This is a genomic window from Chitinivorax sp. B, assembly GCF_005503445.1.
Lineage (GTDB): Bacteria > Pseudomonadota > Gammaproteobacteria > Burkholderiales > SCOH01 > Chitinivorax.
This window is the reverse complement of sequence record NZ_SCOH01000030.1, coordinates 42,945-67,876: the sequence shown is the minus strand read 5'-3', so window position 1 is coordinate 67,876 and position 24,932 is coordinate 42,945. Positions and strand designations below refer to the sequence as shown.

Genomic DNA, 24,932 nt, shown 5'->3' with positions numbered 1-24,932 from the left:
CCCCCATGCTGGACTGGACAGACCGGTTTTATCGACATTTTGCCCGGCTGATCTCACGTCATACCTGGCTGTATACCGAGATGGTGACGACGGGTGCGCTGATCTATGGCGAGCGAGAAAAATTCCTGCGATTTGACGATATCGAGCACCCCATTGCCATCCAGTTGGGTGGCAGCGAACCGGCAGACTTGGTGACCTGTGCCAGACTAGCCGTCGACTGGGGCTACGACGAAATCAACCTGAACGTAGGTTGCCCATCGGAACGTGTGCAATCCGGTGCGTTTGGTGCCTGTTTGATGGCCGAGCCCCTGTTGGTGGCGGATTGTCTGAAAGCCATGCAAGATGTGGTGGATGTCCCAGTGACGGTGAAACACCGCATTGGTATCAACAAGATTGAGGAATACAGCTTTCTACGTGATTTTGTTGGGCAGGTACATGAGCGTTCTGGTTGCCAAGTGTTCATCGTGCACGCCCGCAATGCCATCCTGAAGGGCTTGTCACCCAAGGAAAATCGTGAAATCCCGCCCCTAAAGTATGATTATGTATACCAATTGAAGCGTGATTTTCCGGCACTGGAGATCCTGATCAACGGCGGCATCACCAGTCATGACGCCGTCACCCACCATTTGCAGCATGTGGATGGCGTAATGATCGGCCGCGAGGCTTATCACAACCCCTATTGGCTGGCCGAGGTGGATGCACGTTACTACCATGACGACCGCACGCCGCCTACCCGATCCGAGGTCATCCACGCATTTATGCCGTTTGTAGAAGCCAGTGTGCTGGACAAAGTTCCTTTGCCCTTCATGACCCGCCATATCCTGGGCCTATTCCAGGGCCAGCCGGGTGCTCGTCAATGGCGCCGCACGCTGTCGGACGCACCTATGCTGAAAAAGTCCGATGCCCGTGCGATTCTACAAGCGCTGGCCGTCATGGAAACCACCTGTCACGCATGACCTCACAGGCGCCAAGTCAGCGCCTATCCCTCGTTCATGTCTTACCACATCAGAATGTACTAAAGTAAAGGTATATCAGGCCGATTTATCGCCAAAGCACTGTCGATTGCCAAAACTTACCTCACCGGAATTGGCATCGGTCGAGCGCGTAAGACCCACATTGAAACAGCACTGCGGGGTTTCTGAATGGTAGATGACAAGACCTCCGCGCTCATCATTGATGATGCGTTGACGGTACGCCAATCGTTACGCGCCATTCTTGGGCAGTTGGGCATCACCCGCACCGAAACCGCCTCCACCATTGGTGAGGCAAGGCGAAGATTGGGCTCTGTCCAATTTGACGTCATCCTGTGCGACTTCCACTTTGGCGACGGTACCAGCGGTCAGGAGTTCCTGGAAGAGTTGCGTCGCGAAGGCAAGTTATCGCTGTCCACTGTATTTTTCATGATCACGGCCGAATCCACCTATGAACGGGTGGTTGCCGTGGCGGAAGTCGCACCAGACGATTACCTGCTCAAGCCTTTTACCAGCGCACAGTTACATGATCGCTTGGTCCGAGCGGAAGCAAAAAAGAAATTCCTTGCTCCGGTCTATAGCAAAATCGAGATTGGCGATATCAATCAAGCCATTGATGCAGCTAAAACACTCTTGTCCACTTGCAAGCAATATCGAACCGACGTCGTCCGGCTACTCGCCCATCTGTTGATTGAAGTTGGCCGTGTGAATGAAGCCGGTGAACTTTACAGCGCATTGTTGGCCACCCGTACCGTGCCTTGGGCCAAACTAGGCTTGGCCAGGGTATATGGGGCCAACGGCCAGGGAGAACAAGCCGAAGCACTGATGAAATCCATTGTGGAAGACAACCACATGTACGTGGATGCCTATGATCAACTGGCTACCCACTATATTACCCAGGGCCGTGAAGATGAGGCGATGCTGGTCATGGAAAAGGCACTGGCTGTCACCCCGCATAACCTGGCTCGCTTGCAGCAGGCCGGCCAAATTGCCTATCGGCTGGGTGAACACGAAAAGGCTCGACAGTTTCTGGAAAAGGCCGTTGCCCATGGCGGCAACTCCAATCTGTTGGACCCGCGTGCAGTCATGTATCTGTCAATTTCCTGCTATGCCGAAGGCAAGCAACGTGAAGCCGAGAAAATGCTGCACCTGCTGACGGGGATGGCGGAACGTGACCCAAACTACGATCGGCGCATGCTGGTGACGCTGGCCACCGCCGCCCGTAGTTGGGCCATCGGCAAGCCTGACCAGGCCGTATATGCCTTGAAGGAGATCGGCAACAATGTACTGACACCAGAGCTGACTTTCGAACTGGCGGTGGATTTCCTATCCGTCTGTGCACGTATGGCCTCGGGCGAAACGGCAGTATTGGATTGGGCCAATTTTGTCGTCAAGCGCTTTGCCGTGACCCGTGCCGCAACCGAAAAAATGGAAATCGCTGTCAAGCAATCGAAAGAGCTGACCGGTGTCGTGCAATTCATCTCACAAGAGATCAACCAGTTGGCCAATCAAGGCGCCATGCTGGTGGTACAACACAAGCTCGACGAAGCAGCCGATCATCTCCACGCCAATGCCATTGCCACTTGGAATGCCCGCCTGTTGTTGGCCGCGGCCAATGCCTGCCTGCGTAGCGCAAAAACCAACACAGATGACATAGTGCGACTGAACCACGCTGAAAAGTGTGTCGAGATGCTGGTAGCACAACACTTCGAACAAGAAACGGTTGACCAATTGATTACAGATATCCGTGCCTTACGTGATCAAATACAGCGCAAAGCCCAAGCCGCCCCGCCTACAGCTTGATTGCGCGGCCTCATTTCGGCACCATTGCCGATGTGAATGCTCAACGCCCCCCATCTGACCTGCCCAGTGCCCCAACCGCCGTTTTGCAACGACTGGCCAAACTGGGCATACAACGCCGTTTCGATCTGATTCTGCATCTACCATTGCGATATGAAGACGAAACACATCTTTATCCAATTGCTGATGCCCCGGTTGGTGAAACCGTTCTGGTCGAAGGTGAAGTCACCCATAACGAGGTTACCTACCGACCACGCCGGCAGTTGGTTTGCCAGGTGAAAGATGAAGGTGCCGTACTGCATGTGCGCTTTCTGAATTTTTATCCCAGCCAAGTCAAACAATTCGCCATAGGCAACCGGGTTCGATTGCTGGGCGAAATCCGTCATGGTTTTTTTGGCGACGAAATGGTGCATCCCAAAACTCGCGTAGTGAAGGATGGTGCCAGCCTGGCAGAATCGCTGACCCCCGTATACCCGACCACGGCCGGCCTGGCTCAACCCGCGCTGCGCAAACTGATTGCCACCGCCATGGGTGATAAACCACTCGCGGATACGCTCCCCGCCACGGTACTTGATACGCTGAATTTGCCTGCGTTCGACGGTTCGGTACGGTTATTGCATAACCCACCGCCAGATGTCGCGCAACGCGCCCTGACCGAGCGCGAACACCCAGCCTGGCAACGTTTGAAATTTGACGAACTGTTGGCGCAACAGCTTTCCATGCGCACTGCCTATCGGGCACGGCGAGATAAATCTGCACCGATACTGGCCTGTGCTGGCGATTTGGCCAAGCAGTTGCTCACCAGTCTGCCATTTGGGCTGACCGGTGCCCAGCAACGGGTCGTGAACGAAATCGGCTTGGACTTGACTCGCCCTTACCCAATGCAGCGCCTGTTGCAAGGTGATGTAGGCAGTGGCAAGACCATCGTGGCCGCCCTGGCAGCACTTCACGCCATTGAGTCCGGTTACCAAGCTGCGTTAATGGCCCCGACGGAAATCCTGGCGGAACAACACTATCTCAAGCTGTCCACCTGGTTGGCACCACTGGGCATCGAAGTAGCATGGCTGGCCGGCAGCCTACGTAAATCAGCAAAAACTGCTCAACTCGCGCGCGTTGCCAGTGGTGAAGCCAAACTGGCGATTGGTACCCATGCACTGTTCCAGGATCAGGTCGAATTCCAGCAATTGGGGCTGTCCATTGTCGATGAACAACATCGATTTGGCGTACATCAGCGGTTGGCCTTGCGTTCGAAAGGTCACAGCCCACATCAATTGATGATGAGCGCCACACCGATTCCACGTACTTTGTCGATGAGCTATTACGCCGATCTGGACGTGTCGGTGATCGATGAGCTGCCACCAGGACGAACCCCTGTGGTGACCAAACTGGTATCCGACGCGCGCCGTGACGAGATCATCGAACGCGTCCGCATGAAATGCCTGGAAGGCCGTCAAGCCTATTGGGTATGCCCATTGATTGAGGAGTCGGAAGCACTGCAGTTGCAAACGGCGCTGGACACCTACACGGTTCTGGTTGAATCATTGCCGGAATTGAAAGTGGGTTTGGTGCATGGCCGCATGAAAGCCAGCGAAAAGGCGGAAGTGATGGCTGCCTTCAAGATCAACGATGTGCAGCTTCTGGTCGCCACCACCGTGATCGAAGTTGGCGTCGATGTCCCCAATGCCTGCTTGATGGTGATCGAACACGCCGAACGGATGGGCCTGTCACAGCTGCACCAACTACGTGGCCGCGTTGGCCGGGGTGCAGTCGAGAGTACCTGCATCCTGCTTTATACCACCCCGTTATCAGACACGGCCAAAGCGCGCCTGAAAGTCATCTACGAAAATACCGATGGATTCGAAATTGCCCGGCAGGATTTGCATCTGCGTGGCCCGGGCGAGTTCCTCGGCGCGAGACAGTCTGGTGCACCCATGCTGCGCTTTGCGGACCTGGAAAAGGATCTGCATTTGCTGGAAGCAGCCCAGGAGGTGGCCGAACAGCTACTGGATCAGGCTCCCTCCGTGGCAGAGGCACATTTATCACGCTGGTTGGGCAGTCGGACAGATTTGTTGAAGGTTTAAGATGAAAAAAACAGGCAGCCACAAGACTGCCTGTTTCCCATATCCGTTAACCGACATCATGCTGCTTTAGACCCGCTGACAAAACTCAGTGAAGCGGTTCTGGTTACGTGCAAACGAAGGCCGCATGGAGGTATGGCAAGTTTGTGAACACCACCAGATCGGTTCTGTTAGCAGTGCTTAACAGGCTTCACCGCCTTGATCAACTTGCCCACAATGGTCACCCCGATCAGGCACACTGCGCCAGCCAGAATACCAGCCACAGCGTCGATCAATGTGGGAGTCACCACCTCTAGTACCGGGCCGATTCCTGGCACGGTACCTACTGTATGAGCAATGTCATGGATCACATCGTGCGAACCAGGGACACCATGTATCAGAATGCTGCCACCGACCATAAACATGGCGACAGTGCCCGCCACAGACAGAAATTTCATCAGGTAGGGCGCCCCCACCAACATCAATTTGCCCAGGCCACCCCACAATTTTGCAATACCACCTTGTTCGGCCTTGCGGGTCAGATACAGACCAGCGTCATCCAGTTTGACGATGCCGGCGACCAAGCCATACACCCCTACCGTCATCAAGATGCCGATGCCAGCCAGTACGGCAACCTGGTTGGCGAATGATGCGGTAGCCACTGTGCCCAAGGCAATCACGATAATCTCGGCAGAGAGGATAAAGTCCGTGCGGATTGCACCTTGGATCTTTTCTTTCTCAAACGCAACCATATCCACATCGCTGTCCGCCAGCGCCTGCAAGTGGGCTTCATGTTCGGCCTCATCCTCCTGTGCACTATGCAAAAACTTGTGTGCCAGCTTCTCAAACCCTTCGAAGCACAGATAGGCCCCACCGATCATCAACAATGGTGTGACGGCCCAAGGCGCAAGGCTACTGATCAACAGCGCCGCCGGTACCAGAATCAGCTTGTTGCGGAATGACCCTTTGGCCACGGCCCACACTACAGGCAATTCGCGATCTGCAGCCACACCAGCCACTTGCTGAGCATTCAGGGCCAAATCGTCACCCAGCACACCGGCCGTCTTTTTGGCGGCAACTTTGGTCATCACCGCCACATCGTCCAGAATGGTGGCGATGTCATCAATCAGGGCTAAAAGGCTCGTTCCGGCCATGTGTCAATCCTTGGTTATTCAAGCTGTTGTTGGCAAACCACATACTGTCATGGTTTGCATGCATGTTCAGTGTAGAAGCTACCCACCCAATCGGCGAGTTTGGGGCCTCTGTCGGCTGTGGATTCAACCACTGCTGAACAAAATGAGCAATATGCATCGTGAATTTGGTCCGCCTACTTTCCAATATAACAATGTTAACCTGCCCTCATGATATTCAAGTACTTCATAGGTGGGCCATGTTGGTAGTCATTTTGGCTTAGAATGCATCCGAATATTGTCAGGAGTTGAATTTGCCCACCCGTCATACCTTATCGTACTGCTTGCTGGTACTGACTTCGCTGTTCTGGTCCGGCAACTTTGTCATCGCCCGTGCCACACATGCCGCTATTGCACCGATGACACTTTCATTCATGCGCTGGACCATTGCCTTGCTGATCCTGTTACCTTGGGTTGGGCCACGAGCATGGGCACAACGGCAAATGCTGCGACAACACTGGCGACGTATCGTACTGTTGGGCGTGCTGGGTGTCGCAGGATTCAACAGCTTTGTCTACGCCGGGCTCCAGCACACCACTGCCATGAATGCGGTATTGCTGAATTCATTTATTCCCGTCCTGATCGCGCTGATTGGCTGGGTGTTCCAGCGCCAGGCTTTGTCACGCGGATCAATCGCCGGCATCTTCTGCTCGTTCTGCGGCGTAATACTGATCATCAGCCAGGCTGACTGGCAAACCCTTGCTGCATTGTCGATCAACCGCGGCGACTTACTCGTATTTTGTGCAGTGGTCTGCTGGGCCATTTATACCGTGCTGTTGCGTGGGCTCCCACCAACCCTTGATCGACTGGGCTTATTGATGGCCTTGGTGACCGTGGGCTGGACGGTGCTAGCGGTCCCCTTTGCCTATGAAATTGCTGTGCAGCAACATTACACCGCAATCAACCTGCCCAATATCCTGACCTTTCTTTATGTCGGTATTTTTCCATCGGTATTGGCTTATTTGTTCTATAACCGGGGCGTAGCCGATGTGGGTCCGGCCAGGGCAGGCGCATTCATTCACCTGATGCCAGCATTTGGGTCAGTATTGGCCATGTTGTTTTTGAACGAGGCACTACACGCCTACCATGCAGCCGGAATCGCTTTGATCTTTGGTGGAATTTATCTCAATACTCGCAAATAACATCAGCCCCTAACTGCCTTGCGTCCACCAAGCCCTGATAGGTGGCAGAAATTGATCTTGCTGATGTTTCGGAGCCGATATCATGCACTTGCTTGCCCATCGCGGTCACCATACCAACCTTCCAGAAAACACCATGGAGGCATTTGCCTCGGCGCTGACTCTGGGTTTTGAAGGTATCGAAACGGATGTGCGATTAACTCGTGACCAACATCTCGTTCTGTTTCACAACCGTGTGCTCGGCAATGGTATCGCCGTTGCCGAACTGACCCGAGCCGAATTACAGAGTGCAGTAGGCTATCCAGTACCCACACTGGAGGAAGCATTGGATGCCTTTCCAAGCGCATTATGGAACATTGAGATCAAGGTAGTGGCTGCGCAAGCCGACAGCATCGCGGTACTGAAACGCTATCAACACAATCGTCGCTTATTGGTGACCTCGTTCCGGCATGACATTGTGCAGGCCTGTGCACATGAATTATCAGTAGATTGCGGCATGCTGGTTGCGCATCGTCCCGTCTCGATCAACAGCTTGGCGCATGCAGCCCTGCCAGAGCCCAGATTGCGCACTATCGTCTGGGACTTTGAAATTGTCGACGTACAGCAGTTGGAAATGGCCAACAGCATTGGCTTCAAGAACGTAGTCTATGGTGCCCACACTCAGGATGAACATGAACTCTGTGCCCATTTTGGGCTACACGGCCTGATCACGGATCACCCCGAATTCATTGATCTGCCACACCGCGGCCTGCATTCACAAACCAAACATTGAAGCAACCTAATCTGACACAAGGATTGACTGGTGTGAAAGCCCCCGTGCCCATCTACAAACCTGTACACGATCTTGTGGCAAACGCCCGATCAGCATGCATATGCAGTTCAAACGCTTCATTCACCCTATGTAAACGCCGTTTTTTCGCTGCATCGCGTGTCACCGAGATTGTGAACAGGACGCCGATCCAATCCTATACTTATGACCCAATATGATCATGACTACACCCCGCTCTTTGCTTGTCGCCGGTGTGTTTTTGCTGGTGTTGTTGGCTGCCTCTGGCATCCAGCCCTATGACCGCCCAACCTGGTTGATGGAAATTGCCCCTGTCATCATCGCCCTGCCCCTGTTGACGGCAACCTATCAACGTTTTCCACTGACACCTATGTTGTATACACTGATCTTTTTGCATGCGGTGATTCTGATCATAGGCGGCGTCTACTCCTATGCCCGTGTTCCCGCCGGCTTTTGGGTGCAGGATTGGCTGTCACTATCACGCAACCCCTATGACAAGCTCGGCCACTTTGCCCAAGGGTTAATCCCAGCTCTGCTGGCACGGGAAATCCTATTGCGCGGCAAGCACGTTAATGGCCGCAAAATGGCCGGTTTTTTGGCCATCTGCGTCGCCATGGCAGTCAGTGCTTGGTACGAGTTACTTGAATGGGCTGCAGCCCTGGCACTTGGTCAAGGGGCGGACGAATTTCTTGGCACCCAAGGTGATATCTGGGACACCCAGTCCGACATGTTCTGTGCCTGGCTCGGCAGCTTGGTCAGCTGCGTCCTGTTGACACCCTGGCATGATCGACAACTTGCTAGATATTCTTGAAGAGATCAAAGTCGGTTCAATTTATGATACGCATCCCCTCCCTGCTCTGCTACGCCAGCTTGGTACTAGCTTATTCAACCAGCCAGGCGACCAATCGGCAGGATCTCAATCAGTTGGTACGTACCGCCGAGCAGTTTGCCCGCAGTCAACTTACCGGAACAGATGTCACCGTTACCGCACGTAAACTGGATGCGAATTTGTCATTGCCTGCCTGCGATAAACTGGAACCCTTCTCAATCCCGAATACCAAGTTAGTCGGCCGTACGGTTGTCGGTATTCGATGCCCAAATGCCGGTTGGAGTATCAACGTTACGTTGGATATTGAACAGTTTGGGGATGCCGTAGTAACCAAGCATCCACTGCGAGCAGGGCAGTTAATTCGGGCCGATGACCTCCAGCTTCAACGGATGGAAGTTGGACGCTTACCCGCGCCACCTCTGAATATGCTTGATCAAGCAATCGGCCGGATACCAATTGCTGGAATAGGTAGTGGTGTCCCGATTCGCGCCGAGATGCTACGCGCCCCGGCCGCCGTTTTACCAGGTCAATCGGTACGTATTCTGGTGAATGGTGACGGTTTTCAGGTCTCTGGCGAAGGGAAAGCACTGGGACAAGCTGCAATTGGGCAATCAATATCGATCAGGACTTCAAATGGCCAAGTGGTAACAGGTGTAGTGACCGATACTGGCGTGGTTTCCGTTATACCCTGATGTAGCAAGCCAAATTACATCCCTTGTTATCATGCTTATGGGTTGCTCATCTCAGTCGCTTTGTGCAACACTCAAATCAGCATGTTGGTGATCCATTGCTAAAGTTATGATGGTGCGTGCCGATATCAGTGATAGTAAAGTGGTACCCGCAATGACGGGTAGCCAATCACTCTCTGTGGAGTAATATCTTGAAAGTCGATAACTCAGGCAAGCCGATCACACCTTCAGGGGTCAAGCCTGGCGTCACCCGCTTGCCCACGGGGTCTGACAGCAAAACCGATACATCCGAGGCAGGCAGCAAGGCCAAAGCTGACAATGTCGAACTGACTTCCACATCCCTTCGTATGCAAGCGCTGGAAAGCTCATTGAGCAAGCAACCTACAGTCGATACTGCACGTGTCGCCGAAATTCGCCAGGCCATTTCTGAAGGGCGTTTTAAAATCAATACCGATGCAATTGCCGACAAGCTGGTTGCCAGTGTAAAAGAGTTGCTGGCGAAACGTGACGAGTAAGTCAGCAGCAATGAATCACGCAGCCAAGCTGTCCGCACTACAAGCTGAATTGGTCGGCTTTGAAGCTTTATTGGCGTTGCTTCGAGATGAAAATCGGTTGTTGTTGGACGGCAACACCGCTGCACTTCCCGAAATCACACAAAAAAAAGATGCATTGATCAATCGACTTGATCAACAGGCCATGGAGCGTGCCAAATGGCTGCCTGTCGAGTCTGAGGCACGAGCGAAGCTACTGGCCTTGCATCCCGATATTGCAGTTCTATGGTCAAACCTGACAGATCAGGCAAAACAGGCATCTACACTGAATCAGCTCAACGGAAAGATCATCAATCAGCGCTTACAACATAACCGTGAAGCATTGAACATTCTTCGTGGCCAGGAAGGCAATCAAAACATTTACGGGCCTGACGGTCAACCGCTTGAAGGAGCCAGCGGCCGGACTCTCGGCTCTGCCTGACCCCGAATCACTTCCAAGCTTCATCCCTATGGTAGCAAAACAATGCCTACCATGAAGCCAATGAACTTTTCTTAGTCGTTCTTTACACCATCAGATCTATTCTGCTGCATTCAAGGCATTTCACGACACGGACTGCAAAGCGCTAGAATGAGTGAAAAACGGGGTAGATAGCAATAATCCGTGATTACTGACCGCCATCACGCTCCGATCACCAACCAGTCTCCGTTTCGGATACCACCATGCTTATCAATTGTGCTGCCTACCAAAATGGCAGCAAACTGACTGACGTAACCGTTGAAGATATCAGTGAACATCTGAAATTGCCGGATCAGTTTCTTTGGGTTGCCCTGAAAAACCCGACCGATCAGGAAATCGACAAAATGGGAGAGGAATTCGGCCTACACGAATTGGCTGTAGAAGATGCTAAACATGGCCATCAACGCCCCAAAATCGAAGAATATGGTGACACCTTATTTTGTGTATTGCACATGCTGGAGGTTGATGAAGACGATTTATTGCGGGTTGGTGAAATCAATATCTTTGTTGGTCGCAACTTCATTTTATCGATGCGCAGCCGCAGCACAGTGGGATTTCTGAATGTTCGACAACGTTGCGAAAGCGAACCTCACTTGTTGACGCATGGATCCGGATTTGTTTTGTATGCCTTGATGGATGCCGTAGTGGATCGCTACTTCCCAGTCATCGACTGGCTGGCCCGAGAGCTTGACGCCATAGAGAATCGAATTTTCGAACGATCTGCGTCAGCAAGAACCAATATTGAAGAACTCTATGATCTGAAACGGAACCTGATGGTAGTCCAGCATGCTGCATTGCCATTGCTGGAGGCCATCAGCAAGCTCTACGGCGGTCGGGTACCAGGAATTTGTGTCGGCATGGGTGAGTACTATCGCGATATTTATGATCATCTGGCTCGTATAGTCAAAAGTATCGAAAGCATTCGAGACATGCTCAATACGGCCATTCAAGTCAACCTATCTCTGATCTCCTTGGATGATTCCGCTATCACCAAGAAATTGGCAGCATGGGGCGCCTTATTTGCGGTACCAACCATGATTGCTGGCATTTATGGTATGAACTTTGAAGCCATGCCTGAACTGAAGTGGATGCTAGGCTACCCGATGGCGCTTGGATTGATGATTGTATTGGACGTGATACTTTGGCGGCGATTCAAAAAGGCTGGGTGGCTGTAGTAACAAACGTCAGCAGGTTGGACGTTGATGAGAACGAATCAACCACACCATAGTAGCTTCACGAATGGGATCAGCTATCTCGAACACCCATGCCAAAACAATGGGCGGAAGCATTACCTCAAGGGACATCTGTCCTGATCAATTTACCAGCCCGCCTGATCAAGTAGCTAAAACCGTAAAATAAAAAAAGCCGCGGGGAAAACCCTCGCGGCTCGCGACACGGCTCTCAGCCGATTCGTTCAACGTTTGAACAAATACAGGATCCAGCCCATGATTCGCTCCTTTCAATTTCGGCGTCACACCTTGCGGTGTTTAGCTGTACGCGGGCGGTTGCAACCCTTGCCATATTTCATTGAGTCAACCACCGGCCACGAGCGACAACAGTCTGTACACAAGCTCGTTCCGGCCCACCATACCACCATGACATGGCGCTTTGCCACTCGCAACAACAAGCAACTTTTTAATTATAAAGAAAAATTACCTAATATGCAATAATGGCATACAAGAGGTACTCAATCACGTCGACACCACCAATCATGCTATCGACATAAAAAATCCAATCTGTGCTGCCTGATGCCGCGCATTTCACAGCCCTGTTATCTGCATCAACCCATGTAAATCAGATTGCCTGTTCGTTCGTTTCACCGGTACGAATACGCACCACCTGCTCGACAGAAGTCACGAAAATCTTACCATCACCAATCTTGCCAGTACGAGCCGCTTTAATGATAGCGTCAATTGCAGGTTCTACCTGAACATCTGCCAAAATGACTTCAATCTTGACCTTAGGCAAAAAATCGACAACGTATTCAGCCCCACGATACAGCTCGGTATGACCCTTTTGCCGACCAAAACCTTTGACCTCTGTAACCGTAAGCCCAGTAATGCCAATTTCATGCAACGCTTCACGTACTTCATCGAGCTTGAACGGCTTGATCACCGCTTCAATCTTCTTCATCCAGACTCTCCCTGTTGATTGATATTGTGTTGACGCATCAGCCCCACATCAGCAGACTAGATTCCTAACCATTGTGGCCAGAACTTATTGCGGTCATTTTCGGTAAAGCAATATGGGCAACGCGCGTGATCATGTTGTGGTGTCAGTGTAATCGTAAAATACTCACCACAAAATTCACAGTAACCGCACCATGTACCATAGTAATGCCAACTGTCAGGAATGGCCGGTGCCGGTGGCGTAACTGGCCGATTATCTACGTCAGTTTGCTCCGTCTCGGCATCCGTCATACTTACATCCCCGAAGAATAACGATTGGTAATGGGGTAGCGCCAATCCTTGCCATAGCCACGTGCGGTGATACGCACACCAACCGGAGCCTGACGACGCTTGTATTCGTTGATTTTTATCAGGCGGATAACACGTTTCACGTCCTCACCGGGATAGCCTTGGGCAATGATTTCCTGCGGGCTGAGATTACGTTCGACATAGGCCTGCATGATGCCATCCAGTATGTCATAGGGCGGTAATGAGTCCTGATCCGTCTGGTTATCCCGCAATTCGGCACTAGGCGCACGCGTGATAATTCGCTCAGGAATCACGCGGGTGATTGTGTTGCGATATGCTGCCAGACGGTAGACTAGGGTTTTGGCCACATCCTTCAACACAGCAAAGCCCCCTGCCATGTCGCCATATAAGGTAGCATAGCCCACAGCCATCTCGGATTTATTGCCTGTGGTCAATACCAAGCAGCCAGTCTTGTTCGATAGTGCCATCAACATGGTACCTCGTACTCGCGCTTGGATATTTTCTTCCGTGGTATCTTCCGGCAGTCCAGCAAACTCGCCAGACAAGGATGACCGGAAAGCATCGAATACTGGCCGGATAGGTATTTCACTGTATTTCACGTCGAGCAACCCAACCATTTCCCGGGAATCATCCACACTGATGCCGGCGGTATATTGTGACGGCATCATGACTGCATGTACTTTGTCGGCACCTAATGCGTCAACGGCTACCGCCAGTGTCAACGCAGAGTCAATCCCACCCGACAAGCCTAGCAATGCTCCTGGGAAGCCATTCTTCCCGATGTAATCGCGGACGCCAATAGTCAGGGCTTTATAAACCTGCGCTTCTATCGATGGTGTAACCGGAACCTCACCGGGCACCCAGTCTCCGTTCTTGAATTCATAGACACCAATGGCATCATCAAATAGCGGTAACTGTGCAACTACGTCACCCTTGCGATTCACCAGGAAAGACTGACCATCAAACACCAGTTCATCCTGCCCGCCGGTCAAATTGGCATATGCGATGGGCAAGCCAGTTTGCTCAACACGGGATTTAACCACGTCAAAACGTACCTTCTGCTTATCAATGTGAAATGGAGACGCATTCGGCACCACAATCACTTCGGCACCCGCAGATTTAGCCAGGGCTGCAGCCTGCGCTTGCCAGATATCTTCACAGATGTTGATACCAACTCGCACACCAGCAATTTCCACCACGCATGGCGCACCTCCGGCCTCAAAATAGCGTTTTTCGTCGAATACTTCATCATTCGGCAATGAGATCTTGCGATATGTAGCGATGATCTTGCCATTACGAATGATTGAAGCCGCGTTGTAGCGTTTACCCTTTTCCTGTAAGGGATAGCTGACAACCAAGGCAATACCTTGTACTTCCACCGCTAGGCGAGCCAGTTGTGAGGCACAATCGGTGTAAAAAGCCGGACGCAGCAGTAAATCCTCAGGAGGATACCCACATAACGCGAACTCAGGCGTCAGAAGCAGGTCTGCTCCCAAGTCACGTGCTTTACGCACATATTCGACGATCTTGGCAGCATTACCAGCCAAATCGCCAACAGTAGGATTGAATTGGGCAATGGCGAATTTCATATAGTTGTCGTGTGCTCGATATACCGCGATTATATCGCCGGAAGGCAAGTCCGCGAGTGGTTTTACGCGAACGTACATATTTGACGGGCTTGTCAGCCACGCTCACAGCAAATTTCATGCCGAAAGCAGCGCCCCACCATGTCCAACAATACAGAAGTACGCATTCTCGAGTCCTTGAACGATGTTACCGCCGACCAGTGGGACACCTTGGTCGGATCACATCCAGCATTGTGCCATGCGTTTCTACAGGCTATGCACAAATCCGGTGCAGCCTCTCCCGATACAGGTTGGCACCCTGTTTATCCAAGCCTATGGCGGTCTGGCATACTGGTAGGGGCAATGCCGCTTTACATCAAGACGCACAGTTATGGGGAGTATGTGTTTGACTGGGCATGGGCCGATGCCTATGAACGCCACGGCCTACATTACTACCCCAAGCTACTGTCGGCCATACCATTTACCCCAATTGCAGGGCCTCGTTTGCTCGCAACGACACAAGTAGATCGACAGCATTTACTGGAAACAGCATTGAAGCTGCTGGAGGAGGATGAGCAGCTATCATCACTACATGTGCTGTTTCCAGATGACTATGCCTCGCCAATATGCCAGCACTACCAAGGGCTGCAACGGGATGGCATTCAATTCCACTGGCACAACCGTGCTTATGCCGATTTTGATGATTTTCTTGCCTGCATGTCGCACGACAAACGCAAAAAGATTCATCAGGATCGTAAAAGAGCACTTGCTGACATCGACTACATTGAATGCCTGCAAGGCGAGGATATCAGCACTGCCGATTGGGCATTTTTCCATCGCTGTTACACCCATACTTATCACATGCACCGTTCTGCCCCTTATCTTGGTCACAAATTCTTCGAATCCATCCATGACAGCATGCCATCGCAATCTGTCATGTTTGTTGCATATCGACATCAGCAGCGGATTGCCTCATCTTGGTGCCTGCGAGGTCAAGATGTTTTGTTCGGTCGCTACTGGGGGGCAATGGAGTATGTCCCTTGTCTACACTTCGAACTGTGTTATTACCAACCGATCGCCTTCTGTATTCGACAACAACTGGCACGTTTTGAAGGTGGGACGCAAGGAGAGCACAAATTGGCACGCGGTCTATTACCTGTGACTACCCGCTCTTTTCATTGGCTGAAGCGCCCACAGTTCAACCATGCCGTAGCTGATTTTCTACAACAAGAACGAGACGGAATTGCGATCTATCTCGATGATCTCAACGACCGGCAACCGTTTCGCAGTGATGCCGTGAAATAATTGGTTGAACCACTTGCAGGGGCATGCAGGCTTGGCTATGATTTGATTCAATCAAACACTTGTTTGAATTTAATGGGGCGCACCCTGCACCCCATGTCACCCGCTATTTGAAGGAGAGTCGTATGTCACTGCCGTCCAATATCCAGGAACTGTTCCAAGGCTTACCCGCGCGTCTGAAGGCAGCAGATGCGGCCGGAAAGTCCAGCGTTTTTCACTTTGAACTGACTGGTGACGGTGGTGGTCTGTACACCGTTTCGGTTGTTGATGGTGTGTGTAAGGTTGAAACCGGCTTGAATGGCGAAGCAAAATGCAAAGTCACTGCGACTGCCAGCGATTATCTAGATATCGAATTAGGCAAACTGCGCCCAGAAATGGCATTCATGATGGGCAAGATCAAGATCACCAATCTGCCTGAAATGATGACATTCATGCAGTTGTTTACCAAACTGGCATAAATCTGACGGATAGTACAAAAACAACGCCCACCTGATTTGGTGGGCGTTGTTTTTTGATATGGGAACCACAATCAGCACATGTGCTGGCCACCATTCATCGCAATATTAGCGCCCGTCAGGAAAGCTGCATCATCGGAAGCAAGGAAGTTGATCAATGCAGCAACTTCCTCTGGTTTACCCAAACGTCCGACAGGTATGCCGGCAATAATCTGATTCCGGATTTCCTCTTTAACCGCCATAACCATTTCCGTCGCGATGTAACCAGGGGAAATGGTGTTGACGGTTACGCCTTTTTTTGCCACCTCCTGTGCCAATGCCATGGTAAACCCATGCATACCAGCTTTGGCAGCAGAATAATTACTTTGGCCAAACTGACCTTTCTGCCCGTTAATGGACGAAACGTTGATGATTCGGCCAAACCCTTGTTCGCACATATCATCGATGACCTGCTTGGTAACATTGAACAAACTATCAAGGTTGGTGGCCATCACTGCATCCCAGGCTGATTTGTCCATTTTCTGGAAGCGACCATCTTTAGTAATACCTGCATTGTTGACCAATACGCTAACAGGGCCTAGCACCTCGCGGATTTGTGCGACAGCTGCCTGGCAAGATTCAAAACTGGTCACGTCGCACTGCACAGCAAATACATCAAAACCTTCAGCCTTCATGTCCTGCAACCAACCCTCATGCTTGCCGGGAGTAGAGTAAGTGGTTGCCACTTGATAGCCTGCCTTCGCCAGTCGTTTGCAGATCGCCGTCCCGATACCGCCCATACCGCCGGTGACGAGTGCAATTTTCTGTGCCATGTTTTGTCTCTCCTGAATGTCGTTGGTTTCTTGAGAAAGCTGCGACTACCGCTTCAAATCAGTCGGCCTGATTTGATTATCAAGGCCGATTGGCGTGCGTTGTAATCCGGTCTAACCCTATCGGGTCAAACCCTCAATTTGTAGATCATTACATCCGGCAGTCATCACGCAGATCAATGCTTAGCCGGTCTGGGCGACCTAAGTGTCTTACCGCCCGTGACAACACGGAATAGGCCCGAGCGTAGTTGTAGTACTCCTCAATCCGCAATGCAAGGTCAACAATCAGCCCGTCAGCCCATGTTTTTCATGAAATTGGCGCCAGAACTCGATTTGAAGCGCTTTGGGTATAGCGTACCAACCCCAGACCAGCTTACTATGTCAAGCAAATGGACAAGTCATGGCACGGTCTCCACCCACAGATGGCGCCAATCGAATCGCGTTCGCCCATGATTTGTTGTATTCGATGTCTATAATGTGCTCAGGGTCGGCATCACATGTGCAACCCAACCGGTTGCAGGTCATGTAGGTCGCCTGTCTGTAAAAACGGATAGAGAAAGCCCGTCGTTTGGCTTCCGGGGAGTGAGACAAAACATGAGTATGACGGTGCGACGTGCCATTGTCTTGGCTGTTATCGTCGGGCTTCTGATCCCGTCTGCAATCATCAGCTTCATCACCTTGCAAGGGCAGCGCACTGCGTTGATCGAGCAGTTGAAGAAAGATCATGCCCGGCTGACTGAGATCCTGGTACTCGGCATGCAGGAGCCGCTTTGGAACCTGAGCGCTGATGCCGGCATGCCACTACTCAATTCGATCATGGATGATGAGCGTGTAGTCAGGGTACTGGTCACCGATCCGGCCCTAGGCACGTTCCTGCAAGCAGAGCGTCCGGAACGGCGGCGTGGCCAGATTTTGATCCCCCCCTTGCGTAAAACCGTGGTCTATCAAGGCAGTGAGATTGGTGTCGTCACTGTCGAAGTTGACAGCGGTCAGCTTGAGGCCGCACTACGCGATGATCGCAACAAGTTCCTGCTGACAGTGGCGGGCCAATTGCTGGTCAGCCTTGCACTGATACTGATCTTGATGCAATTACGAGTACTGGAGCCATTGCGACGACTGATGACCGACTCACGTAAATTGGCACAGCGTGAGCTGGAACAACCATTCATATGGGAACGGAAGGATGAGTTTGGCGCCTTGGGGCGCAGCTTGGAAACCACTCGCCAATCGCTGCAAACCCTGTTTACCGAATTGGAAAGTAAGAATCAGGCGCTGGAAGCTGACATCATGGTTCGCAAGCAGGTTGAAAACCAATTGCGGATAAGTGAAGAACGCTATCGCCGACTGGTCGAATCGACAAAGGTCATCCCGTGGGAGGCACAATCTGGCTCTTGGCGCTTCAGCTATGTTGGGCCACAAGCCGAGTCTCTTTTGGGGTATCCATTATCAATGTGGTATCAGGAAGGCTTCCTGACCAGTTATCTGCATCCTGATGATCGTCATTTCGCCTATCAAATTTTCGGCGAAACCTCGCCAGAACAAAGTGACAGAGAATTTGAGTGCCGGTTGCTGGCCGCAGATGGACATAATGTCTGGGTATCGCTAGTTGCCTCGGTGTTGACAGATAAGAGTGGCGAGAAATATCTGCAGGGTTATTTAATCGATATTGGCGCCCGCAAGAAGGTTGAAGAACAATTGGTGCATTATCGAGAACACCTGGAGGAACTGGTTGAAGCTCGTACAGCCGCATTAGCGTCTGCCAACAATGAGCTGCAAGCATTCAGCTATTCCGTATCACACGACTTACGGGCGCCACTGCGGACTGTAGATGGATTTGGCCAAGCCCTGCTTGAAGACTATGGTGACAAGCTGGACGAACAGGGCCGTGACTATGTACATCGAATGCGTCGTGCTACTCAACGGATGGGGGAGTTGATTGATACGCTGTTGAATCTGGCACGATTGGCACGCAGTGAGATGCATCTGGAAATGTTGAGCCTGAGTTTACTGATGCAGTCCATTCTGGAAGAACTACAGGCAAACGAGCCGGATCGCAAAGTGGAGATCGCCATTGCGCCGGAAATCTATGTACATGCAGACGGCAAGTTGTTGCGCTCTGCCATGTACAACCTGCTGTCGAATGCGTGGAAGTTCACCAGCAAAGCGGAGCAACCCAGCATCGAGTTCGGCGTCAAAGATGCTGAGGGGCGCCGTGTTTACTTCGTCAGGGATAATGGGGTTGGGTTTGACATGGCATTGGCTGGCAAGCTGTTTGGTGCTTTCCAGCGCCTGCACACGGTTCAGGAGTTCGAAGGGATTGGCGTCGGTTTAGCCACAGCGCAACGCATCATTCATCGCCATCGTGGAGAAATCTGGGCAGAGGCAGAACCAGGCAAAGGCGCCACCTTCTTTTTCACGCTACAAGCCAGCCCCAAAACTGGCAACGAAGACGCAGTATCCCCACCAGAAGAAGCCTGAGTGCGTATTTGAAACGAATGATCCGCCCCCACAACATAGACGAATCCACCATCTTAACCTTCGGCAAAGGCCCTTGATAGTCAGCCCCAGGTCATTTCATCCACCCTGTTTGCCACTGTTCCGTGGCATGCGCCAGCAGAGCGCTACAGCGTTGCAATCGTTAGGTAGTGATGTCGTCATGGCGGGCCAATGCTGGCATTGGTTTATTGCGAAACAGCCACCAAAGAACAACTCCCCCACCGGGTATTTGCCATTCTAGAGCAAGTGGATGTGATGGCAAGCAATGTCAACGGCCATCAATGCCAATTACTGTCCATTTAGCAAAGCTGCCAGTGCATCCACCTGATCCATTGCATTCAAGTTGGTAAAGCACACTGGGTCATCAAAATAACACACATTGGTGTTTAATTCGGACTGCCAGGCACGCACCTGACGCCTACCGGTAGAGACGAATTCACGCAGACTATCTCTGACCGAAGCTCGACAAAGGAAAATGGCGGGATGAATGCGATGAGGATCGGCTGCGATCACTAGTTCAACCTGCCCCACCAACTTGGCTCGCATGTGCATGACCAAATCACGTGGCAGCAATGGCACATCACACGGTACAACCAGTAATTCTCCTGTAGTCAACACATCAAAACCAGCCAGTACGCCAGCCAATGGCCCCGGAAAATCTGTTTGCAGGTCTTGTACAACCTGAAAGCCCAGCGCTTGATAGTGGTCAAGAGAACGGTTTGCGCTGATCAGAATGTCACCGACTTGCTGTCGAATCGCAGCTACCACCCATTGAACCAGCGGCACACCGTTCAGCTCAACCAAGCCTTTGTCTCTCCCCGCCATTCGTTGGGCACGACCCCCAGCCAGAATCAAAGCAGTGGTATCACAACGGATCATAAACGAATACTTGGCGGGTCAAACTGTTGATACAGCCTGAAACGCTCACGGTTGTCACCAGGGCGAGCGCCCTCCCACAATTTACGCCAGTTCCCGGCAGGCAGGACCTCTTCCCGAGTGCCCATTACCAGTAACAAGTCGCAGGGTTTGTCAGGGTTCAGCTTCAAACCCAGTCCTCCATGATAATCGAACAGACTGGCAACATCCGCAGACATACCCGCCGCTGCAATACATTGATATTTAACAGGCAATGCCTTTTTCAACACCGCCACCGGTTGCTGATATCCCTTCACCCAATCGATCCCAGGCAACCACAGCAACATCAGCAGACTCCAGCAAAATGCCACCCCACTCGCCCAGCTACTCAACGCCTGGCGACCCATCTGGCGACGTCTGGAAACCGCCCAGACCCATGCAAAGGTCAACAACAAACCAATCAGTAGATCCCAAATCGAAAATGCTTGAATGAAACCTGGAATCACCTTATCTGCACGACGCGCAAGCTGAGGTGGAATACCTGTCATATAGGCAGTCCAACCCAACCAGATATATAGACCCAACATACCAAAAGTCATCACACCAAACCAGTTCAACGCCGCCGCCGCACCACGTCGTAGTCGGTCAACGGCCGTTGAGGCCAATACACAGATCGGCATCAACAACGGCAGTAGATAGTCGTCCTGAACCAGTGGTGATGTCAGTAATCCCAAGGACATGATAGTCACCGCCAGCAGTGAAAACTGCACAGCAGGCCGCTGATATCCTGTCAATCGCCCATCCCATACTGCCCATATGGCGATGGGCAAGGCTGGCCACGTAAACCAAGGCAAAGTCCGTATATAAAAACTGAAATCGCTCGATTGCACATCGACAATCCATCCATGCAATCTCGCCAAGGCGTTGCCATGCCACCATGCAGCAAATAAATCTGGATTTTGATCGTAGAGCATGACAGGCCATACCAGCAAACCAGGTAGTGCCACAATGGCAGCAATGCCCCCCGTTTTGGCATACAAAGTATCACGCCAGTAACCAAATAATGCGGGTAAACCCAAGGCAATAAGCAGGATCACCATGGCGTCGTAAAACGACGACGTATTCGTCGCCAAGACAATACCTACGCCCAACGATAAACCAGCAAAAACCGGGATACGTTTGAATAGCACCATGCCATAGAATGCTGCGGAGTAACCTGCCATCGTCGCAGCACCGGAAATGGCAGTATGCCCCAGAACAATCAACCCCAGGCAACCAATCATCAGAATCACGACGACACGGCCATATCGGCGCCCAACTAATTCGCGGCCAATCCCCCCACAAAAAGTCAGTGCCAATGCCACGAAAATAGCAGACAACAACCTGGCCACATCATGCATCGGCATCAGATCACTCAACCGCGATGACAGAATGGCCACCAGTTGAAAATACAACGGGCCATCTTGCCAGGCAGGCATACCCGCCAAATGCGGGACCAGCCACTGCCCTTGACTCTGCATGGCATGAATGATCCCGATGGTATGCGGCTCATCGGGTTTCCATGGATGGTGTCCAAGAATGCCAGGTGCAAGCCATATAAGGCACAATAGAAACAGCGCCCATGGACGTTCATCAGTTTTAGGTGATAGCGTGTTGGCAGTTGGAGTGTAGGTCAGCATGTGGTTGTCAACTTTGATTTGGCGCGATTATAGCAGTCCACAAGCTGCACAAACGGGCTGTAGAATGCAAAAAGGCAGCCAAAGCTGCCTTTTTGCAGGATGCGGAAACGCGATTACTTGCGGCCCAGCATGCTGTACTTTTGCTTGAACTTATCGATACGACCTGCGGTATCAACAATCTTCTGCTTACCAGTGTAGAACGGGTGACACTCGGAACATACTTCCACGTGCAGATTCTTTTTCATGGTCGAAGCAGTTTGAAATACGTTACCACAAGAGCAGGTAACTGTAATTTCAGCATATTCGGGGTGGATGCCTTGTTTCATAATTCAGTCCTCGGTATCGGGCCCAGGGGTTTTGCCTAGGCTACTTTAAAACGCGGCATTATCCGCGACACATCTATGTTTGGCAAGCATTAACCGCAAAAGGCTGTCGAAACAAGCTTGTGCGAGAAAGATGCGCTACAGATCAGCGACGCATGGAGTCAAAAAAGTCGCCGTTATTCTTCGTCCCTCTGATCTTGTCTTGCAGAAACTCCATCGCCTCCAGATCATCCATCGGATACAACAATTTACGCAGTATCCAGATTTTCTGGAGTTGATCCTGTGGAATTAGCAATTCTTCACGGCGAGTACCAGAACGATTGACGTTGATGGCAGGATAGATTCGCTTTTCTGCCATTCGACGATCCAAGTGGATCTCCATATTGCCGGTCCCCTTGAACTCTTCATAGATCACATCATCCATGCGAGAACCGGTATCAATCAACGCTGTGGCGATGATAGTCAACGAACCGCCTTCTTCGATGTTGCGAGCAGCGCCAAAGAAACGCTTTGGCCGCTGCAATGCATTCGCGTCCACACCACCGGTCAACACTTTGCCGGATGCCGGCACAACCGTGTTATAGGCGCGCGCCAGTCGAGTGATGGAATCCAGCAAAATGACCACATCCTTCTTATGCTCGACCAAGCGCTTGGCTTTTTCGATCACCATTTCGGCGACCTGAACATGTCGTGCAGCTGGCTCATCAAAAGTAGAACTGACAACCTCACCCTTTACAGAGCGTTGCATCTCAGTCACTTCTTCCGGGCGCTCATCAATCAAAAGAACAATCAAATAAACTTCTGGATGATTTTGCGCAATGGAATGTGCAATATGCTGCAACATTACCGTCTTGCCCGACTTGGGTGGCGCCACCAGTAAGGCACGCTGGCCTTTACCAATAGGCGCAATCATGTCGATGACACGACCAGTGTTGTTTTCCTCCCCCAAAATCGGGCGTTCAAGCTTGAGTGGCTGTGTCGGAAATAGCGGCGTCAGGTTCTCAAACAGGATTTTGTGTTTGGAGTTCTCGGGTGGCTCGTCATTGACTTTGTCAACCTTGACCAGTGCGAAATAACGCTCCCCCTCTTTCGGCGTACGGATCTCACCATCTATCGAGTCTCCGGTGTGCAGATTGAATCGCCGAATCTGCGAAGGACTGACATAAATATCGTCAGGCCCTGCCAAATAGGAGGTATCAGGCGAACGCAGGAAGCCGAAGCCGTCAGGCAGCACCTCGAGCGTTCCTTCGCCAAAAATGCTTTCGCCTTTTTTGGCCTGATTCTTGAGCAAGGCAAAAATCAAATCCTGCTTACGCAGGCGGTTGGCGCCATCGATCTCGTTGGCAATAGCCATTTCAACGAGCTGCGAGACGTGCAAGTGCTTCAGGTCAGATAAATGCATGGTTTCGCCGTGAATACGGAAAAAGGGAGGGTTAGCGGGAAATATCGGTAACTGGTTAAGGAATGCGAGGAAAAACTGGTATCCGGGATTGCAAGTCTCTTGGACTGGTGGTCCCGGATTCGGAACTGCTCAATTAACGATTTATTCTGAGCTGAAGATAGCTTGTTTAAATAGTGCTGTCAATAAACGCCGTCAATTGCGATTTAGCTAACGCACCAACTTTGGTAGCTTCTACATTGCCATTCTTGAAAATCATCAGTGTAGGGATACCACGAATGCCATACTTTGGTGGTGTTGCCTGGTTTTCGTCGATGTTAAGCTTTGCGACTTTCAGGCGACCAGCGTACTCCTGTGCAACCTCATCCAGAATCGGCGCAATCATTTTGCAAGGACCACACCAGTCAGCCCAGTAGTCAACCAGAACCGGCGTACTGGATTGCAGCACTTCGGCTTCGAATGTTGCGTCGGTTACATAGTGGATGTGTTCACTCATTGTGTCCTCACTGGAAAATTGGGTGCCGATTAGTCGGCAATACATAAAGATGGTGTCGGCAGGGCGATTCATCAAGGGCTGAGAATCATGTCTGTACAGATCCCGAGTATGTTGCGAATGCTAGCTGAAATGGGCGCTACTGAAAAGGCGATCCGCTACCGCCACTCAACAATCCAAACGGTCAATTGCCTTCAAATCGCATCAGCTGACGCCGGTCGCGCTTAGTTGGGCGCCCTTTGCCCTGAAATCCGTCACTGGTTAGAAGTTTTGCCTGCTCCTTGCGTTCAACCCGGGCTGCCAGGCTTTCCGCAGTTTCTTCATACAGCAGTTGTGCCATCGGCGCGGGTCCGCGGCTCTCACTCACTCCCTTGACCATGACTGTAGCCGTATCATCACCACGACGCAGCTGTACGGTATCCCCCAGCTTGATAATACGGGCAGGCTTGATACGATCATCGTTGATCAGCACTCTCCCTAAATCAACCGCCTCTGTAGCCAGACTGCGTGTTTTGTAGAAACGCGCAGCCCAAAGCCATTTGTCGATCCGGACCTTCCCATCGTGCTGCCCGTCATTTGATTTACTCATTCGTTGATTGCCCTTGCGAGATTGCCCCTGATGGATGCTATGATGACTCGACAGATACG

Annotated in this window: 23 protein-coding genes; 13 read left to right on the top strand and 10 right to left on the bottom strand. The window is 51.6% G+C overall.

Translation table 11 applies throughout. The features are described 5' to 3' along the window. The 3 genes from dusA to recG all read left to right on the top strand — a co-directional run. Positions 1 to 956: tRNA dihydrouridine(20/20a) synthase DusA (gene dusA, locus FFS57_RS17315; RefSeq protein ID WP_249384044.1), on the top strand; the 956-nt coding region annotated here is incomplete at its 5' end. Between the two features lie 186 nt (positions 957 to 1,142). Beyond that, complete coding sequence (locus tag FFS57_RS17310; RefSeq protein ID WP_137939070.1) at positions 1,143 to 2,774, top strand: response regulator; 1,632 nt, start codon at positions 1,143 to 1,145, stop codon at positions 2,772 to 2,774. A gap of 32 nt (positions 2,775 to 2,806) precedes the next feature. Then, complete coding sequence (gene recG, locus FFS57_RS17305; protein ID WP_137939074.1) at positions 2,807 to 4,852, top strand: ATP-dependent DNA helicase RecG; 2,046 nt, start codon at positions 2,807 to 2,809, stop codon at positions 4,850 to 4,852. A gap of 167 nt (positions 4,853 to 5,019) precedes the next feature. Here recG and FFS57_RS17300 read toward each other — a convergent pair whose 3' ends face one another. After that, positions 5,020 to 5,982, bottom strand: a complete 963-nt coding sequence (locus FFS57_RS17300) for a DUF808 domain-containing protein (protein WP_137939069.1) — start codon at positions 5,980 to 5,982, stop codon at positions 5,020 to 5,022. Between the two features lie 290 nt (positions 5,983 to 6,272). On the opposite strand from FFS57_RS17300, the gene FFS57_RS17295 reads away from it, so the two are divergent. From FFS57_RS17295 to corA, 7 genes are all read left to right on the top strand, one after another. Next, on the top strand, positions 6,273 to 7,160 hold the full coding sequence (locus FFS57_RS17295) for a DMT family transporter (RefSeq protein ID WP_137939068.1): 888 nt from the start codon (positions 6,273 to 6,275) through the stop codon (positions 7,158 to 7,160). A gap of 82 nt (positions 7,161 to 7,242) precedes the next feature. Beyond that, positions 7,243 to 7,929, top strand: coding sequence for a glycerophosphodiester phosphodiesterase (locus FFS57_RS17290; protein ID WP_137939067.1), 687 nt, complete (start codon positions 7,243 to 7,245; stop codon positions 7,927 to 7,929). Positions 7,930 to 8,140: 211 nt separating this feature from the next. Continuing rightward, complete coding sequence (locus tag FFS57_RS17285; RefSeq protein ID WP_137939066.1) at positions 8,141 to 8,755, top strand: DUF2238 domain-containing protein; 615 nt, start codon at positions 8,141 to 8,143, stop codon at positions 8,753 to 8,755. Between the two features lie 23 nt (positions 8,756 to 8,778). After that, complete coding sequence (flgA, locus tag FFS57_RS17280; RefSeq protein WP_137939065.1) at positions 8,779 to 9,465, top strand: flagellar basal body P-ring formation chaperone FlgA; 687 nt, start codon at positions 8,779 to 8,781, stop codon at positions 9,463 to 9,465. A gap of 188 nt (positions 9,466 to 9,653) precedes the next feature. Then, a complete protein-coding gene (gene flgM / locus FFS57_RS17275) occupies positions 9,654 to 9,977 on the top strand; it encodes a flagellar biosynthesis anti-sigma factor FlgM (RefSeq protein WP_171014030.1) in 324 nt (107 codons plus the stop codon). A gap of 10 nt (positions 9,978 to 9,987) precedes the next feature. Continuing rightward, complete coding sequence (locus FFS57_RS17270; protein ID WP_137939063.1) at positions 9,988 to 10,434, top strand: flagella synthesis protein FlgN; 447 nt, start codon at positions 9,988 to 9,990, stop codon at positions 10,432 to 10,434. Between the two features lie 239 nt (positions 10,435 to 10,673). After that, positions 10,674 to 11,645, top strand: coding sequence for a magnesium/cobalt transporter CorA (corA, locus tag FFS57_RS17265; RefSeq protein WP_137939062.1), 972 nt, complete (start codon positions 10,674 to 10,676; stop codon positions 11,643 to 11,645). A 619-nt stretch (positions 11,646 to 12,264) separates the two neighbouring features. Here the strand turns inward: corA and FFS57_RS17260 are convergent. Both FFS57_RS17260 and FFS57_RS17255 read right to left on the bottom strand, forming a co-directional pair. Next, on the bottom strand, positions 12,265 to 12,603 hold the full coding sequence (locus FFS57_RS17260; RefSeq protein WP_137939061.1) for a P-II family nitrogen regulator: 339 nt from the start codon (positions 12,601 to 12,603) through the stop codon (positions 12,265 to 12,267). A gap of 289 nt (positions 12,604 to 12,892) precedes the next feature. Next, positions 12,893 to 14,497 carry an NAD+ synthase gene (locus FFS57_RS17255; protein WP_137939060.1) on the bottom strand — a complete coding sequence of 535 codons (1,605 nt, stop codon included), beginning with the start codon at positions 14,495 to 14,497 and terminating at the stop codon, positions 12,893 to 12,895. Between the two features lie 138 nt (positions 14,498 to 14,635). Here FFS57_RS17255 and FFS57_RS17250 point away from each other — a divergent pair, with 138 nt between their 5' ends. Next, positions 14,636 to 15,778 (top strand): GNAT family N-acetyltransferase, encoded by a 1,143-nt coding sequence (locus FFS57_RS17250; protein WP_137939059.1) that lies wholly within the window; start codon positions 14,636 to 14,638, stop codon positions 15,776 to 15,778. A 122-nt stretch (positions 15,779 to 15,900) separates the two neighbouring features. Next, complete coding sequence (locus FFS57_RS17245; RefSeq protein ID WP_137939058.1) at positions 15,901 to 16,233, top strand: SCP2 sterol-binding domain-containing protein; 333 nt, start codon at positions 15,901 to 15,903, stop codon at positions 16,231 to 16,233. A 71-nt stretch (positions 16,234 to 16,304) separates the two neighbouring features. Here FFS57_RS17245 and phbB read toward each other — a convergent pair whose 3' ends face one another. After that, a complete protein-coding gene (gene phbB / locus FFS57_RS17240; RefSeq protein ID WP_137939057.1) occupies positions 16,305 to 17,042 on the bottom strand; it encodes an acetoacetyl-CoA reductase in 738 nt (245 codons plus the stop codon). A gap of 591 nt (positions 17,043 to 17,633) precedes the next feature. Here phbB and FFS57_RS17235 point away from each other — a divergent pair. Beyond that, on the top strand, positions 17,634 to 19,517 hold the full coding sequence (locus FFS57_RS17235; RefSeq protein ID WP_137939056.1) for an ATP-binding protein: 1,884 nt from the start codon (positions 17,634 to 17,636) through the stop codon (positions 19,515 to 19,517). A gap of 306 nt (positions 19,518 to 19,823) precedes the next feature. On the opposite strand, the gene mobA is transcribed toward FFS57_RS17235, so the two are convergent. From mobA to FFS57_RS17205, 6 genes are all read right to left on the bottom strand, one after another. Continuing rightward, a complete protein-coding gene (mobA, locus tag FFS57_RS17230; protein WP_137939055.1) occupies positions 19,824 to 20,414 on the bottom strand; it encodes a molybdenum cofactor guanylyltransferase MobA in 591 nt (196 codons plus the stop codon). Continuing rightward, positions 20,411 to 22,069: an ArnT family glycosyltransferase gene (locus FFS57_RS17225; RefSeq protein WP_137939054.1), complete on the bottom strand. Its 1,659-nt coding sequence runs from the start codon at positions 22,067 to 22,069 to the stop codon at positions 20,411 to 20,413. The genes mobA and FFS57_RS17225 overlap by 4 nt, the downstream gene beginning before the upstream one ends. A 113-nt stretch (positions 22,070 to 22,182) precedes the next feature. Then, positions 22,183 to 22,395 carry a 50S ribosomal protein L31 gene (gene rpmE / locus FFS57_RS17220; protein WP_137939053.1) on the bottom strand — a complete coding sequence of 71 codons (213 nt, stop codon included), beginning with the start codon at positions 22,393 to 22,395 and terminating at the stop codon, positions 22,183 to 22,185. 142 nt (positions 22,396 to 22,537) lie between these two features. Continuing rightward, on the bottom strand, positions 22,538 to 23,794 hold the full coding sequence (gene rho, locus FFS57_RS17215) for a transcription termination factor Rho (RefSeq protein ID WP_137939052.1): 1,257 nt from the start codon (positions 23,792 to 23,794) through the stop codon (positions 22,538 to 22,540). Positions 23,795 to 23,960: 166 nt separating this feature from the next. Then, entirely contained in the window at positions 23,961 to 24,287 is a 327-nt protein-coding gene (trxA, locus tag FFS57_RS17210; RefSeq protein WP_137939051.1) for a thioredoxin TrxA, read from the bottom strand. A gap of 181 nt (positions 24,288 to 24,468) precedes the next feature. Continuing rightward, positions 24,469 to 24,873, bottom strand: a complete 405-nt coding sequence (locus FFS57_RS17205; RefSeq protein WP_137939050.1) for an RNA-binding S4 domain-containing protein — start codon at positions 24,871 to 24,873, stop codon at positions 24,469 to 24,471. Positions 24,874 to 24,932: the final 59 nt, after the last annotated feature.

What these genes read in the sequence shown, in the direction of transcription:
- FFS57_RS17300 (WP_137939069.1), bottom strand. Translation starts at nt 5,982, where the DNA reads ATGGCCGGAACGAGCCTTTTAGCCCTGATTGATGACATCGCCACCATT.
- FFS57_RS17235 (WP_137939056.1), top strand. Translation starts at nt 17,634, where the DNA reads ATGAGTATGACGGTGCGACGTGCCATTGTCTTGGCTGTTATCGTCGGG.
- flgA (WP_137939065.1), top strand. Translation starts at nt 8,779, where the DNA reads ATGATACGCATCCCCTCCCTGCTCTGCTACGCCAGCTTGGTACTAGCT.
- FFS57_RS17310 (WP_137939070.1), top strand. Translation starts at nt 1,143, where the DNA reads ATGGTAGATGACAAGACCTCCGCGCTCATCATTGATGATGCGTTGACG.
- FFS57_RS17285 (WP_137939066.1), top strand. Translation starts at nt 8,141, where the DNA reads ATGATCATGACTACACCCCGCTCTTTGCTTGTCGCCGGTGTGTTTTTG.
- FFS57_RS17245 (WP_137939058.1), top strand. Translation starts at nt 15,901, where the DNA reads ATGTCACTGCCGTCCAATATCCAGGAACTGTTCCAAGGCTTACCCGCG.
- rho (WP_137939052.1), bottom strand. Translation starts at nt 23,794, where the DNA reads ATGCATTTATCTGACCTGAAGCACTTGCACGTCTCGCAGCTCGTTGAA.
- FFS57_RS17250 (WP_137939059.1), top strand. Translation starts at nt 14,636, where the DNA reads ATGTCCAACAATACAGAAGTACGCATTCTCGAGTCCTTGAACGATGTT.
- FFS57_RS17260 (WP_137939061.1), bottom strand. Translation starts at nt 12,603, where the DNA reads ATGAAGAAGATTGAAGCGGTGATCAAGCCGTTCAAGCTCGATGAAGTA.
- FFS57_RS17290 (WP_137939067.1), top strand. Translation starts at nt 7,243, where the DNA reads ATGCACTTGCTTGCCCATCGCGGTCACCATACCAACCTTCCAGAAAAC.
- mobA (WP_137939055.1), bottom strand. Translation starts at nt 20,414, where the DNA reads ATGATCCGTTGTGATACCACTGCTTTGATTCTGGCTGGGGGTCGTGCC.
- rpmE (WP_137939053.1), bottom strand. Translation starts at nt 22,395, where the DNA reads ATGAAACAAGGCATCCACCCCGAATATGCTGAAATTACAGTTACCTGC.
- trxA (WP_137939051.1), bottom strand. Translation starts at nt 24,287, where the DNA reads ATGAGTGAACACATCCACTATGTAACCGACGCAACATTCGAAGCCGAA.
- corA (WP_137939062.1), top strand. Translation starts at nt 10,674, where the DNA reads ATGCTTATCAATTGTGCTGCCTACCAAAATGGCAGCAAACTGACTGAC.
- FFS57_RS17270 (WP_137939063.1), top strand. Translation starts at nt 9,988, where the DNA reads ATGAATCACGCAGCCAAGCTGTCCGCACTACAAGCTGAATTGGTCGGC.
- phbB (WP_137939057.1), bottom strand. Translation starts at nt 17,042, where the DNA reads ATGGCACAGAAAATTGCACTCGTCACCGGCGGTATGGGCGGTATCGGG.
- FFS57_RS17205 (WP_137939050.1), bottom strand. Translation starts at nt 24,873, where the DNA reads ATGAGTAAATCAAATGACGGGCAGCACGATGGGAAGGTCCGGATCGAC.
- FFS57_RS17255 (WP_137939060.1), bottom strand. Translation starts at nt 14,497, where the DNA reads ATGAAATTCGCCATTGCCCAATTCAATCCTACTGTTGGCGATTTGGCT.
- FFS57_RS17225 (WP_137939054.1), bottom strand. Translation starts at nt 22,069, where the DNA reads ATGCTGACCTACACTCCAACTGCCAACACGCTATCACCTAAAACTGAT.